The following is a 14,075-nucleotide window of genomic DNA, read 5'->3' as shown; positions in this document are numbered from 1 at the left end:
AAAGCGATTGCCTACTGTTGACAGTGAATCTTCCGAGGTTTACGTTAACGTAAAGGTCATCACCCACACGTTCATAACAATAATCAGCACAGGTGCCCACATGAGCTATCCCTCCCTGAACTTCGCCCTGGGCGAAACCATCGACATGCTGCGTGACCAGGTTCAGGCATTCGTCGCCGCCGAAGTGGCACCCCGCGCCGCCCAGATCGATCACGACAATCTGTTCCCCGCTGACCTGTGGCGCAAGTTCGGTGACATGGGCCTGCTGGGCATCACCGTGCCGGAAGAATACGGCGGCACCGGCCTGAGCTACCTGGCACACGTGGTGGCCATGGAAGAGATCAGCCGCGGTTCTGCTTCGGTCGCCCTCTCCTACGGCGCGCACTCGAACCTGTGCGTCAACCAGATCAACCGCAACGGCAACCACGAACAGAAAACCAAGTACCTGCCCAAGCTGATCAGCGGTGAGCACATCGGTGCGTTGGCCATGAGCGAGCCCAATGCAGGCTCCGACGTGGTGTCGATGAAACTGCGCGCCGACAAGCGCGGCGACCACTTCGTGCTCAATGGCAGCAAGACCTGGATCACCAACGGCCCGGACGCCAACACCTACGTCATCTACGCCAAGACCGACCTGGAAAAAGGCCCTCACGGAATCACGGCCTTTATTGTCGAACGCGACTGGAAAGGCTTCAGCCGCAGCAACAAGTTCGACAAGCTCGGCATGCGCGGCTCCAACACGTGCGAGCTGTTCTTCGACGATGTCGAAGTGCCGGAAGAAAACGTGCTGGGCGTGGTCAATGGCGGGGTCAAGGTGCTGATGAGCGGCCTGGACTACGAACGCGTAGTGCTCTCAGGCGGCCCGACCGGGATCATGCAAGCGTGCATGGACGTGGTGGTGCCCTATATTCACGACCGCAAACAATTCGGCCAGAGCATCGGCGAGTTCCAGCTGATCCAGGGCAAGGTCGCTGACATGTACACCCACCTCAATGCCAGCCGCGCCTACCTGTATGCCGTGGCCCAGGCTTGCGAGCGCAATGAAACCACCCGCAAGGACGCTGCCGGCGTGATCCTTTACACCGCCGAACGTGCCACCCAAATGGCCCTGGACGCGATCCAGATTCTGGGCGGCAACGGCTATATCAATGAGTTCCCCACCGGGCGCCTGCTGCGCGATGCCAAATTGTACGAAATCGGTGCCGGCACCAGCGAAATCCGCCGGATGCTGATCGGCCGCGAACTGTTCAACGAAACTCGCTGAGCTCCCGAATAAAAGGAATCGCGCCAATGGCAATCCTGCACACTCAGATCAATCCCCGCTCCGCGGAATTTGCGAGCAACAGTGCGGCCATGCTTGAACAGGTCCAGGCCCTTCGCGACCTGCTGGCCAAGGTTCAGCAAGGCGGTGGCGAAAAGGCCCAGCAGCGGCACACCTCACGCGGCAAGCTGCTGCCACGCGAGCGCATCGATCGCCTGCTCGATCCGGGCTCACCGTTTCTGGAAATCGGCCAATTGGCCGCCTATGAAGTGTACGGCGAAGACGTCCCGGCGGCCGGCGTCATCGCGGGCATCGGCCGAGTTGAAGGGGTTGAATGCATGATCGTGGCCAATGACGCCACGGTCAAAGGCGGCAGCTACTACCCACTGACCGTGAAAAAGCACCTGCGCGCCCAGGCCATCGCGCTGCAGAACCGCTTGCCGTGTATTTACCTGGTGGACTCCGGCGGTGCCAACCTGCCGCGCCAGGACGAGGTGTTTCCTGACCGCGAGCACTTCGGGCGGATCTTCTTCAACCAGGCCACCATGAGCGCCCTGGGCATCGCCCAGATTGCCGTGGTCATGGGCTCTTGCACCGCCGGCGGTGCCTATGTGCCGGCCATGGCCGACGAAGCGATCATGGTTCGCCAGCAAGCCACGATCTTTCTCGCCGGCCCCCCGCTGGTCAAGGCCGCGACCGGCGAAGTGGTGAGCGCCGAAGACCTCGGGGGTGCTGATGTGCACTGCAAGATCTCGGGCGTTGCCGACCACTATGCCGATAACGACGAACATGCACTGGCCATCGCCCGCCGCTGTGTCGCCAACCTGAATTGGCAGAAACTCGGTATGGTTCAGCAGCACGCCCCCATCGCCCCCCTCTATGCCGCCGAAGAGCTGTACGGCGTCGTTCCGGCCGACGCCAAGCAACCATTCGATGTGCGAGAAGTCATTGCACGGTTGGTCGACGGCTCAGTGTTCGATGAGTTCAAGGCGCTGTTCGGGACCACCCTGGTGTGCGGCTTTGCCTACGTGCATGGCTATCCGATCGCAATCCTGGCCAATAACGGCATCCTGTTCGCCGAGGCGGCGCAAAAAGGTGCGCACTTTATCGAGCTGGCCTGTCAGCGCGGCATTCCACTGCTGTTCCTGCAGAACATCACAGGCTTCATGGTCGGGCAAAAATACGAGGCCGGCGGTATCGCCAAGCATGGCGCCAAACTGGTGACCGCCGTGGCCTGCGCCAAGGTGCCGAAGTTCACCGTGATCATCGGCGGCAGCTTTGGCGCTGGCAACTATGGCATGTGCGGTCGCGCCTACGACCCGCGTTTTTTGTGGATGTGGCCGAATGCACGGATTGGCGTGATGGGCGCCGAGCAGGCCGCAGGCGTGCTGGCCCAGGTCAAGCGCGAACAGGTCGAGCGCAGCGGGCAAAGCTTCAGCGCTGAGCAAGAGGCGCAGCTCAAGCAACCCATCCTCGATCAGTACGAACATCAGGGGCATCCCTATTACTCCAGTGCGCGCCTGTGGGACGACGGTGTCATTGACCCGGCGCAGACCCGTGACGTACTGGGCCTGGCCTTGTCCGCAGCACTCAACGCCCCGATCGAACAGAGCCGTTTCGGCATTTTCCGGATGTGACCGATGAACGATTTCACGACCCTCGAATTGCACAAGGACATCCGTGGTTTCGCCACCCTCTGGCTCAGCCGCGAGCAGAAAAACAACGCCTTCAATGCCCAGATGATCGGCGAACTGATCAAAGTGCTGGAGCAGGTCAATGGCGACCCGAGCCTGCGTTTTCTGGTACTGCGCGGACGCGGCAAGCATTTCAGCGCCGGGGCGGACCTGGCCTGGATGCAGCAATCGGCCGGGCTGGATTACGCCACTAACCTGGCGGACGCTCATGAACTGGGCGACCTGATGTACAACCTGGCCGCCCTTCGGATTCCGACCCTGGCGGTGGTTCAGGGAGCCGCCTTCGGTGGTGCATTGGGCTTGATCAGCTGCTGCGACATGGCCATCGGCGCAGAGGATGCGCAATTGAGCCTGTCCGAAGTGCGGATCGGTCTGGCCCCGGCGGTCATCAGCCCGTTCGTGGTCCAGGCGATCGGTGAGCGCGCAACCCGTCGCTACGCCCTGACCGCCGAGCGTTTCAGTGGTGTGCGGGCACGAGAACTGGGCTTGTTGGCCGAAGTCTACCCAGCCGCGGAACTGGACGCTCAGGTCGAGGCCTGGGTCAGCAATTTGCTGCAGAACAGCCCACAAGGCCTGTGCGCGACCAAGACGCTGCTACGCGAAGTAGGCGCTGGCGAGCTGACTGAAGCATTGCGCCATAGCTGCGAAAGCGCCATTGCCCGCCTTCGCGTCAGCCCCGAAGGCCAGGAAGGTTTGCATGCCTTCCTGGAAAAACGCCAACCCGATTGGCAAACCGACGCCACTGCGAAGGAGCCGCGCCCATGAGCCGCCCCCCATTGACTACCCTGCTGGTTGCCAACCGTGGCGAGATTGCCTGCCGGGTCATGCGTACTGCCAAGGCGCTGGGTTTGACCACCGTGGCGGTGCACAGCGCCGTGGACCGCAATGCCCGCCACAGCCGCGAAGCAGATATCCGCGTTGACCTGGGCGGCGCCAAGGCCGCCGACAGTTACCTGGACGTCGACAAACTGTTGGCAGCCGCCAAGGCCAGCGGCGCCCAGGCGATTCATCCGGGCTACGGCTTTCTGTCCGAGAACGCCGGTTTTGCCCGCGCCATTGAAGAGGCCGGGCTGATCTTCCTCGGCCCACCGGCCAGCGCCATCGACGCAATGGGCAGCAAGTCGGCGGCCAAGGCGCTGATGGAAACCGCCGGTGTGCCGCTGGTGCCGGGCTACCACGGTCAGGCCCAGGATCTGGAAACCTTCCGCGAGGCATCGGCACGTATTGGCTATCCCGTCCTGCTCAAAGCCACCGCCGGGGGTGGCGGCAAGGGCATGAAGGTGGTCGAACGCGAAAGCGAGCTGGCCGAAGCGCTGGCGTCGGCCCAGCGTGAAGCCCAATCGTCCTTTGGTGATTCACGCATGCTGGTGGAAAAGTACGTGCTCAAGCCACGCCATGTGGAGATCCAGGTCTTTGCCGACCAGCACGGCAATTGCCTGTACCTTAATGAGCGCGATTGCTCGATCCAGCGCCGCCACCAGAAAGTCGTCGAAGAAGCGCCCGCCCCCGGTCTGAGCCCGGGACAACGCCGGGCCATGGGCGAAGCGGCCGTACGCGCCGCCCAGGCCATCGGTTATGTGGGTGCAGGGACCGTGGAGTTTCTGCTCGACTCGCGGGGTGAATTCTTCTTTATGGAGATGAACACGCGCTTGCAAGTCGAGCACCCGGTCACCGAAGCCATCACCGGGCTCGACCTGGTGGCCTGGCAAATTCGCGTCGCCTGCGGCGAACCCCTGCCCATTACCCAGGATCAGGTGCCGCTCAAGGGCCATGCGATTGAAGTGCGGCTGTACGCCGAAGACCCGAGCAACGATTTTCTCCCGGCCACCGGCAGCTTGCAGGTTTACCGCGAATCCGCGCCGGGCCCGGGCCGGCGAGTCGACAGTGGCGTGGAAGAAGGCGACAGCGTATCGCCCTTCTATGACCCGATGCTGGGCAAGCTGATCGCCTGGGGCGAAGACCGCGAACAGGCCCGCTTGCGCTTGCTGAGCATGCTGGACGAATTCGCCATCGGCGGGGTCAAGACCAACATCGCCTTCCTGCGGCGGATAATCGCTCACCCGGCCTTTGCCGAGGCAGAACTGGACACCGGCTTTATCCCCCGCTATCAGGAGCAACTGCTGCCTGCTCCACAACCCTTGCCCGGAGCCTTCTGGCAGGCAGCCGCCGAGGCATACATCCAGAGCGAACCGGCTCGAATCCGCAACGACGACCGGCATTCCCCCTGGAGTTCGACCCAGGGCCTGCGCGCCGGCTTGCCTTCGAACGTCAGCCTGCACCTTTGCTGCAATGACGAGCGGCAGATGATCTCGCTCAACGCCAGCAGCCCGAGCACCTTGCAGCTGCAAGGTGAACAGTTGATCCGCGACGAAGACGGCATCCGTCGAAACCATTTGGCCATCCGCCGAGGCGACCCGCTTTATCTGCAATGGCAAGGCGAGTTGCACACCGTCTCGCGTGTCGACCCGATTGCCGAGGCCGAAGCCAGCCACAGCCATCAGGGCGGCCTGACCGCGCCCATGAACGGCAGCATCGTGCGGGTATTGGTAGAGGTCGGCCAGCCCGTCGAAGCCGGCGCGCAACTGGTAGTGCTCGAAGCGATGAAGATGGAACACAGCATCCGCGCCCCGCATGCCGGGGTGATCAAGGCGCTGTACTGCCAGGAAGGCGAGATGGTCAGTGAAGGCAGTGTGCTGGTGGAGCTGGAAGAGGCTGGCGAGTAGACGGGCGCACCTTGCGCTGAAGCAGAAAGAAGACCAGGATAATCCTTCCGGCTACAGGGAAGGATTATTCATCATGACTGCTACAGCATTCGCAAGGTCCGTCAGCTCGGAGGTTGCCTTTGTGACCCAGACTTCGGAGTCCGAAGTTGACAGATTGCTCGACGACGGTCTTTTGCCTGGCAGATTCGTCACCCGCACCACGCGTCGCGAATATGACCTGCTGGGAACAGCGGTATCAGTGTGCATAAATCACAAATTCAAAAACATGCTGTCACGGGCTGTACGTCGAGACGCAATCGATACCTGGGCTGCTTGCTATTACGACGCTGCTGCCAAGGAAATTGCTCGAAAATCGGCAATTGACCCGCTGGCCGAGTGGTTACTGGCGCTAAGCACCGTAGACCTGGGCCCTCTGACCGTTAACATCCGGGACGAGATGCTCTTCGTCATTCTGCGAATGCAGCAACTTTCAAAAGCCTATGAGACCGTAGTTTGCGACCCCGACATCCTCGGCGGCGAACCCGTTTTCAAAGGTTCAAGGCTGCCAATCGAGAATATTCTGGCAACGGTTGGCGAAGGTGTACCACTGGAGCTCATCCAGGAAGACTACCCATTTCTGACCGAGGAAATGATTGATCTGGCCCGCCTCTACCGAGAAACCCATCCACGCCGGGGCCGGCCGCGCAAGGCGGGGCCACCGAAGGGCTGGAAGTTGGTTGAATCCAAAAACGTACGGGCAGCGCGAGGAGAGGAATGAGGCTTCAGTTCCTGATCGACGAATGCCTCTCTCCCTCACTCACCAAGCTCGCACACGCCGCCGGTTATAACGCCACCTCCGTTCGCGACAGGGGTTGGGCAGGTCTGAAGGATCAGCAACTGATGAAATACGTCATCGCCGAGGACCTGACGCTTGTCACCAACAATGCACGTGATTTTCGAGGGCCAACAGGCGGGCCGCTCGCGGGCTTGCATTCACTTGAGGAAATTCACGCGGGATTGATCTGCCTTACGCGCTCCGGCAACGTGCCACTGGGTATGCTCGGGCAGAGGGCACTGTTTCAGATTGCCCTGGACTCACTCCCGGCCGACTTGGTCAATAAGGCGATCGAAGTGAGTGAAGCCGAAGACGGATCAGTCACGATCAATTGCTACGACATTCCCAGTCTTTAGGCATGCACGAAAATACGTGTTGCCGCAAAAGTGATGCAGCCCGTAGGCCGCATCAGTTCATGTTTAAAGAAATTTCACGGAAGCCTGTACGACCACGCCTATAACGCGGCACTGGTCTGTCAGAAGCTGTTTCGGGTAAGTAGGGTTAAGCGGCGTTAAATAACGCTTTCCGCCCTCTTCGATGATCTGTCGGAAGGTGGCTACCGCGCTGTCATCCCATTTCGCGATCACCAGATTCCCGGCTTTGGGCACAAGGGTGGGGTCTACCAGGATGAGCATGCCATGGGGCACACTGATGCCCACCGGAGCATTCATCGCATCGCCTTCCACTTCCAGCCAGAAGCAGTGCGCATCGGTCTGGTAGTCGGTCAGTTCGAAGCGTTGCCCAGGTACTGACAGCAATGCCGGCTGCTCCGGGTCCAGTGCCTGGTCCCAGCTGATCAGCGGGTAACGAAAGCACAGCGCCAGTCGCACGCCGTCGCTCACCTGCGAGATCGCCGGGGCTTCCTTGAACTCCAGGCCGTAGCTGGCAGCCGCTTCGGCCACCTGAGCGTCAGGCATCAACTGCAGCGGCGTCAGCCCCAAGGCATGGAGCATGCGGTTGAGGCGGTCCAGCTTCAGCCCGCGGCGGTCGTTCAGCCAATGGCTGACCGCGCCCTGGGAGACTCCGAGGCGTTCGGCGAGTTTTTCTTGCGTGACACTCATGTCACGCATCCTGTTTCTAATCAGCGCAATCCATTTTTCCATTGCGGCACGATACGGTCTGTACTGAACCACTCAATACACACTTTGTATTATGTAGATTATGGAAATAAATACGAGTCGTATTAATCTGGTGCGGACATTTTCCAATCAAAAAAGGCGGCCAGCCCCTTATGAATTCCAAGCCTCGCGGCGTTCAGGCAAGTGATCTGGACAACACCCCCACTCTCAGCGAATCCGAAGCCGCCAGGCGCGCGCTCGACTACTACCTGAACCCGGAGCCGGTAAACCCTCAACCGGAACGCCCGCCTTTCATGGCGCGCGACGGCCTCAGCACCGAACAGGCGCTGACACATGCATTGATGTTGATGCGCTGCACGGCAGCCACGGCGTATGAAGTCGCCGATGCACAGCAAGGGTCCAAGAGGGATTTGGCGTTTTCTGTGGTGCACATGGCCGATATGACCAAAACCCTTGTAGAACGGGCTCTGGATCAATATCAACGGCAATGACGGGGCGATGCGAGGCATGAATTTTCCCGAATGACGGAAAATTCACTTGACCTCTAAATGATAACGATTATTATTGCAGCAACTGGTCGCGAGACTGGTTGGATAACCTGAAAGACCTTAGGTCGGACTCTCAGATTATCTCCTCATCAGGCTAATCACGGTTTTTGACCCGGCTTTTTTGCCGGGTCTTTTTTTGGTTTCTTCAGGCTAATGAAGAGGGTGTTTCGAATGGCCGCGATAATAGCAAAGGACTATCGTCAGCAAAAGCCTGAAACAACCTTTTGATCTTGATATCCAGCGACTTAGCACTTGAGAATCAATCTCATAAAGACTAAGCTGCTGCAGCGTCAGGGAGGACGCCCCCCACTTTCAGCTGCTCAGCGTTCGCCAGACCTCGCATGGAGCTTACTTATGGCCAGCCTGCTTTCTTCGTTTGAAAACCCCTTCCAGCGCCACCCGGCCCAAGGTCAGCGCGAACAGTTGAAAAAACTGCCACGCCGGGTCCTGCAGGTCTTCCTGCTCAGTCGCCTCGATGATCTGCCCTTTGCTGATATCGCTCAGCGCCTGCACCTGACCCAGGAGCAAGTGGAGAAGGACATGACCCAGGTGCTGGAACAGGGTCGCGATCATCTGCAAACCGACGTGTCCATGGCCAGCCATTGGTATGTGCGCCTGCAATGCGCCGCGACCACCGCCAGCGAGCGCATCGACTTTCGCCGCTGGCTGGATGCCGATCCTGCCCATCTGCACGCCTTCCATGCTACCGAACTGCACTGGCGCGCCCTGTTGGCACCGGCCCGTGAACTGGGCAAAGGCCAGTGGTACCGCCAGCCACGGCGCTCGCTGGGCATGGGCAGCTGGTCGCTGCTGTTGCTCACCTTGAGCGTGCTTGGGCTCGGTTGCCTCTGGTACTGACGCAGCCTCCGTCGGGCCGTGTACAGTACGCCTCACACGCATATTGATGAGGCCATGACCGTGCCAGCAACTCTTCTTCTGATCAGCGCCGACTTCGACAGCGGCAACATCGAACTGATCGACGCCAGCGAGCCCGGCAACGTGCGCCTGGCCATCCGCCCCGATACCCGCAGCCAGCACTTTCAATGGTTCCACTTCAAGGTCAGCGGCATGACGCCGGGTGAGCACTACGGCTTCAGCCTGGAAAACGCCGGGCAGTCTTCGTACAACAAGGCCTGGCAGGGCTACAACGCGGTGGCCTCCTACGATCACAGCACCTGGTTTCGCGTCCCCAGCCGCTTCGACGGCCAGGCCTTGCGCTTCGATCTTGAAGCCCGTGAAGGCCAGGTCTGGTTTGCCTACTTCGAGCCCTACAGCCGCGCCCGGCATGAGCAACTGATCGCACGGGCCGTCAACGACGCCGGTCTCGAGTTGCTGGCCGTGGGCAAGAGCGCAGAAGGCCGGGACATTCCCCTGCTGCGCAAGGGCGATGGCGCACCCGGCAAGCGCAAGCTGTGGATCATTGCCCAACAGCACCCCGGCGAACACATGGCCGAGTGGTTCATGGAGGGAGTGATCGAGCGCTTGCAACAGGACGGTGGCGAAGAACTCAAGGCCCTGCTGGCCAGCGCTGACCTGTACCTGGTGCCGAACATGAACCCGGACGGCGCCTTCCATGGCCACCTGCGCACCAATGCCATGGGCAAGGATCTGAACCGCGCCTGGCAGGACTCCAGCGCCGAACACAGCCCGGAAGTGTTCTTTGTCCAGCAACAGATGAACAAGCACGGTGTGGACCTGTTTGTCGACGCCCATGGCGATGAAGAAATCCCCCATGTGTTTACTGCGGCCTGCGAAGGCAACCCAGGCTATACGCCGCGCATCGCCGAGCTTGAACAGGCCTTTCGCAGCCACCTGAGCCAGCAAACCAAAGACTTCCAGACCACCCATGGCTACAAGCGCGATCAGCCTGGCCAAGCCAACATGACCCTGGCGTGCAACGCCGTCGGGGAGAAGTACGACTGCCTGTCATTGACCCTGGAGATGCCGTTCAAGGATCACGACGATGCACCGGATGCCCTCACCGGCTGGTCCGGCAAGCGATCGGCGCAGCTGGGCAAGGATGTGTTGAGCACCTTTGCGCACCTGATCCCGAAGTTGCGTTGAATCCAGAAGGTCACCTCCAGCACAGCCCACTACAGGACCTCCCCATGGCACTGACCCTTTATCTGCACCCGCTGGCCTCGTTCTGCCACAAGGTGTTGATTGCCCTTTACGAGAACGACACACCCTTTACCGCCCACACCGTAGACTTCAGTGATGCCGAGGCGAACAAGGCCTTTCTCGAACGCTGGCCAGTGGGCAAGATCCCCCTGCTGTACGACGCCCGACAGCAGCTGACCCTGCCGGAAACCAGCATCATCATCGAATACCTCGATCAGCATTACCCGGGCCAGACGCGGTTTCTCCCCGCTGACCCGGCGGCTCAACTGCAGGCGCGCCTGTGGGACCGTTTTTTCGACCTCTATGTGCAAGTGCCGATGCAGAAAATTGTCGCCGACCGCCTGCGCCCCGAAGGCGGTGGCGATGTGCTCGGCGTGGCCGACGCTCATGCCAACCTGCGCACCGCTTACAACATGATCGAGCAACAGATGGCGGATAAGGCCTGGGCCATCGGCAACCGCTTCAGCCTCGCCGATTGCGCCGCCGCTCCGGCCCTGTTCTATGCCTCGATCGTCGAGCCGTTCCCCGCCAGCCACCGCAACCTCACGGCGTATTTCGAACGCTTGCTCAAACGCCGTTCCTTCGAGCGGGTGCTGGAAGAGGCACGGCCCTGGTTCAAGCTGTTCCCGTTCAAGGAGGCTATCCCCAAGCGCTTTCTGGACGATGAATAAGCCTTATGAGCCGCCTTTGACCAACACCGGTTCATCGCGGTAGCGATCGGGAAACAGCTTCTTCAACTGCGCGACCTTGGGCAGGTCATTGACCACGATATAGGGATACATCGGGTGCTCGGTCAGGAAGTCCTGATGGTAATCCTCGGCGGGATAAAAGCCGTTGAAGCGCTCCAGCCGGGTCACGATGGGCTTGCCGTACACACCGGCGGCATCAAGCTGGGCGATGTACGCCTGGGCGACCTGCTGTTGTTCGGGGCTTTGGGGGAAAATCGCCGAGCGGTATTGGGTGCCGCTGTCGGGGCCCTGACGATTCAACTCGGTGGGATTGTGGACGACCGAGAAGAAGATCTGCAGCAACGTGCCATAGCTCACTTGTGCCGGGTCGAAGGTCACCTGTACCGCTTCGGCATGCCCGGTGTCGCCGTCGCTGACCCGTTCATAGTCAGCGGTGTCGGCGGCGCCCCCGGCATAGCCCGAGACCGCACGGGTCACGCCCTTGACGTGCTGAAACACCCCCTGCACACCCCAGAAGCAACCACCGGCCACGACCAGGGTTTGGCTGCCGGTCTTGGCCGTTTCGTCCAGGGCGGGCGCGGCGATCACCACGCCCTCGCTACCTGTGCCGAAGGAAAAGGCGCTGCCGGGGCCGGCAAACGCCAGCGCCAACAAGCCCATCAGCCCCGACGCATATTTCGCAAAAACAGTCATGGCGCACACTCCTGAATCAACCAAAGGTGAAGGCGTAGGCCGAAACATCCGGGTCGAGAAATTCGATGCTGAAGGTGCGGTCCTGCACCTCGCCGCGCTGACGCACCAGCTGATAGAGCCGTTGTTCGGTCACACGGCCGCTACCATCGGGCGCCACATCGGTACCGTGGGCGTCACCCGGCGCCTGGCCATCGATGGTGACCTTGAAACGCACCGGCTTGCCGTCCGCCCCCGGGCCCAGCACCAGGTGCAAATCGCGGGCATGGAAGCGGTAGACGATGCGCCCGCTCGCCGCCACCAGGCTGGCGTGCTCGGCGCCAATGGTCCATTGCCCTTGCAGGCCCCATTCGTTGAGCGCCAGGGTTGCCGGCGGCGTGTACGTGGCAACGCGGTCCGGCGCCAACGCTTGGGTCGAGACAAAGTGCCTGGCCCGCTCGAAGCCCAGATAGGTCTCCGGTGAGCGCATTGCGCCCATTTGCGGCGCTTGCTGCACGCCCTGCCCGCTGACCTCGGCCAGGCCCGCCGTCACCTGAGTGGCGCCAGCCTCACGCAACAGCTGCTGGATCACCCGCTCGGATTCGGCGTATTTGCCTTCGCCAAAATGGTGATAGCGGATGCGACCCTGGGCGTCGGCGAAGTAGTGCGCCGGCCAATACTGGTTATTGAAAGCGCGCCAGATCCGGTAGTCATTGTCGATGGCCACCGGGTAATCGATGCCCAGCTTGCGCATGGCCCGGGTGACGTTGTCGATGTCACGCTCGAAGGCGAACTCCGGTGCGTGCACACCAATCACCACCAGCCCCTGGTCGCGGTACTTGTCGGCCCAGGCCTTGACGTACGGCAAGCTGCGCAGGCAGTTGATGCACGAGTAGGTCCAGAAATCCACCAGCACCACCTTGCCTTTCAAGGCTTCTGCCGTCAGCGGCGGCGAGTTGAGCCATTGCACGGCACCATCCAGCGCCGGCAGCGTGCCTTCGACCGGCAACACCGAGGCCTGTTGATTGGAGGCTTTCATCGCCGCGCCCTGCTCCATCATCGCACCGCTGCCGGACGGGCCGATGCCGGCCAGACGGCCGACCAGCGCCTGCTCAAGCCCACCGGTGGAGGCCGTGGACAGCTTCGCCAAAATGCCGGTATCCAGGCCCAGCGCAATCGCCGCGACGCCGGCCAGCATCGCCCCGCCCAGGCCCCGGCGCAGCCATTCACCGGCGCCCAGCGAGCGCTTCATCAAGGTGAACACCTTGCCGCCGATCAACAGCGCCAGAGCCAGCGAAGTGGCGGCACCCGCCGCGTAGGCCAGCAACAGCAAGGTGGTGGTGATGTTGGCGCCTTGCAGGGCCGCACCGGTCAGCAACAGCCCAAGTATGGGACCGGCGCACGGTGCCCACAGCAAGCCGGTAGCGACCCCGATCAACAGGGAAGCCCCCGGCCGTGGCCGCGGATCGTTGCCGGCGGCGAGCGACAGGCAGTTACCCGCTGCCACCAACGGCCGCGTCAGGCGTTCGGCCAAGTGCGGCAACAGCAGCGTCAGCCCGAACAGCGCGACAAAAATCAACGCCAGCCAGCGGCCGTACTGGTTCAGTTGCACCACCCAGCCACCGCCGACGGCGGCCAGGGTGGCGACCAGCGCAAAGGTCAGCGCCATCCCCGCCAGCAGCGGCAAGCCACTGCGCAGGAAAGGCTGGCCGGTGCGGGCGAACACAAAGGGCAGCACCGGCAGGATGCATGGGCTGACGATGGTCAGCACGCCACCCAGGTAGGCAAGTATGAGAAGCCACATAACGTCCTTCCTTATCAGGGTAAAGGTGCGCAGGCTCAGGCCGGCGTAAAGGTCATCGCCAGGCCGTTCATGCAGTAGCGCAGGCCGGTGGGGCGTGGTCCGTCATTGAACACGTGGCCCAGATGGCCACCGCAGCGACGACAGTGCACTTCGTCGCGCACCATCCCGTAGGAAGAATCTGTACGTACCGCCACGGCGTTCTCGAGCGGCTGCCAGAAACTGGGCCAACCGGTGTGGCTGTCGAACTTGGTCGTCGACGAAAACAGCGGCAACCCGCAACCGGCACACGCAAAGATGCCGGCCCGGTGCTCGTCGTTCAGTGGGCTGCTGTAGGCGCGTTCGGTGCCTTCCTTGCGCAGGACCTGGTATTGCTCGGCGCTCAGCAGCGCGCGCCATTGCGCGTCGGTGTGGCTGATTTCAAAGGCTTGCGCCGCCGTGGCCGGGCCCGCATCCGCGGCTGAGGATGCCGCCAGCCACTTCGGCAGCACACCGATCGCCAGCGCTGCCGCGCCAAGGCTGCCACCGGCAACCAGCAATTGTCGTCTGGATAACATGGCCTTTCTCCCGAATGACCGCGTGGGTATTGGGTAAAGCCTAAGGGGTCGCTGATCGCCAAATCCTCACGCAGAGTTAAACAATTCGTGACAACTTCGGCGCCGGAAAACTTGCACAA

At 61.5% G+C, this 14,075-nt stretch carries 14 protein-coding genes; 10 read left to right on the top strand and 4 right to left on the bottom strand.

Translation table 11 applies throughout. The features are described from left to right. Positions 1 to 100: 100 nt before the first annotated feature. The 6 genes from GUY40_RS13675 (at position 101) to GUY40_RS13650 (ending at position 6,848) form a co-directional block, all read left to right on the top strand. Positions 101 to 1,264: an isovaleryl-CoA dehydrogenase gene (locus tag GUY40_RS13675; protein WP_166569477.1), complete on the top strand. Its 1,164-nt coding sequence runs from the start codon at positions 101 to 103 to the stop codon at positions 1,262 to 1,264. Between the two features lie 26 nt (positions 1,265 to 1,290). Then, entirely contained in the window at positions 1,291 to 2,898 is a 1,608-nt protein-coding gene (locus GUY40_RS13670) for a carboxyl transferase domain-containing protein (RefSeq protein WP_166569476.1), read from the top strand. Between the two features lie 3 nt (positions 2,899 to 2,901). Continuing rightward, positions 2,902 to 3,720, top strand: coding sequence for a gamma-carboxygeranoyl-CoA hydratase (locus GUY40_RS13665; RefSeq protein WP_166569475.1), 819 nt, complete (start codon positions 2,902 to 2,904; stop codon positions 3,718 to 3,720). Continuing rightward, complete coding sequence (locus GUY40_RS13660) at positions 3,717 to 5,678, top strand: acetyl/propionyl/methylcrotonyl-CoA carboxylase subunit alpha (protein ID WP_166569474.1); 1,962 nt, start codon at positions 3,717 to 3,719, stop codon at positions 5,676 to 5,678. The genes GUY40_RS13665 and GUY40_RS13660 overlap by 4 nt, the downstream gene beginning before the upstream one ends. A 73-nt stretch (positions 5,679 to 5,751) precedes the next feature. After that, complete coding sequence (locus GUY40_RS13655; RefSeq protein ID WP_166569473.1) at positions 5,752 to 6,435, top strand: DUF433 domain-containing protein; 684 nt, start codon at positions 5,752 to 5,754, stop codon at positions 6,433 to 6,435. Beyond that, entirely contained in the window at positions 6,432 to 6,848 is a 417-nt protein-coding gene (locus tag GUY40_RS13650) for a DUF5615 family PIN-like protein (protein ID WP_166569472.1), read from the top strand. Before GUY40_RS13655 ends, GUY40_RS13650 begins: the two co-directional genes overlap by 4 nt. A 63-nt stretch (positions 6,849 to 6,911) precedes the next feature. Here the strand turns inward: GUY40_RS13650 and GUY40_RS13645 are convergent, their stop codons facing one another. Continuing rightward, positions 6,912 to 7,595: a LexA family transcriptional regulator gene (locus GUY40_RS13645; protein ID WP_166569471.1), complete on the bottom strand. Its 684-nt coding sequence runs from the start codon at positions 7,593 to 7,595 to the stop codon at positions 6,912 to 6,914. 128 nt (positions 7,596 to 7,723) lie between these two features. On the opposite strand from GUY40_RS13645, the gene GUY40_RS13640 reads away from it, so the two are divergent. The 4 genes from GUY40_RS13640 (at position 7,724) to GUY40_RS13625 (ending at position 10,911) form a co-directional block, all read left to right on the top strand. After that, positions 7,724 to 8,062, top strand: a complete 339-nt coding sequence (locus tag GUY40_RS13640) for a DUF6124 family protein (protein ID WP_166569470.1) — start codon at positions 7,724 to 7,726, stop codon at positions 8,060 to 8,062. Between the two features lie 411 nt (positions 8,063 to 8,473). After that, entirely contained in the window at positions 8,474 to 8,977 is a 504-nt protein-coding gene (locus GUY40_RS13635) for a DUF4880 domain-containing protein (RefSeq protein WP_166569469.1), read from the top strand. A 54-nt stretch (positions 8,978 to 9,031) separates the two neighbouring features. Further along, complete coding sequence (locus GUY40_RS13630) at positions 9,032 to 10,183, top strand: M14-type cytosolic carboxypeptidase (RefSeq protein ID WP_166569468.1); 1,152 nt, start codon at positions 9,032 to 9,034, stop codon at positions 10,181 to 10,183. 44 nt (positions 10,184 to 10,227) lie between these two features. Continuing rightward, on the top strand, positions 10,228 to 10,911 hold the full coding sequence (locus GUY40_RS13625; protein WP_166569467.1) for a glutathione S-transferase family protein: 684 nt from the start codon (positions 10,228 to 10,230) through the stop codon (positions 10,909 to 10,911). 3 nt (positions 10,912 to 10,914) lie between these two features. Here GUY40_RS13625 and msrA read toward each other — a convergent pair whose 3' ends face one another. From msrA to msrB, 3 genes are read right to left on the bottom strand one after another with little or no spacing between them, the layout of a single operon-like run. Continuing rightward, on the bottom strand, positions 10,915 to 11,622 hold the full coding sequence (gene msrA, locus GUY40_RS13620) for a peptide-methionine (S)-S-oxide reductase MsrA (protein ID WP_166569466.1): 708 nt from the start codon (positions 11,620 to 11,622) through the stop codon (positions 10,915 to 10,917). A 16-nt stretch (positions 11,623 to 11,638) separates the two neighbouring features. Next, positions 11,639 to 13,402 carry a cytochrome c biogenesis protein DipZ gene (locus GUY40_RS13615; RefSeq protein ID WP_166569465.1) on the bottom strand — a complete coding sequence of 588 codons (1,764 nt, stop codon included), beginning with the start codon at positions 13,400 to 13,402 and terminating at the stop codon, positions 11,639 to 11,641. A 35-nt stretch (positions 13,403 to 13,437) separates the two neighbouring features. Then, positions 13,438 to 13,956: a peptide-methionine (R)-S-oxide reductase MsrB gene (msrB, locus tag GUY40_RS13610; RefSeq protein ID WP_166569464.1), complete on the bottom strand. Its 519-nt coding sequence runs from the start codon at positions 13,954 to 13,956 to the stop codon at positions 13,438 to 13,440. Positions 13,957 to 14,075: the final 119 nt, after the last annotated feature.

The organism is Pseudomonas sp. R5(2019) (genome assembly GCF_009905435.1).
Classification (GTDB): Bacteria; Pseudomonadota; Gammaproteobacteria; order Pseudomonadales; family Pseudomonadaceae; genus Aquipseudomonas.
This window is presented reverse-complemented; position numbering and strand designations above follow the sequence as displayed.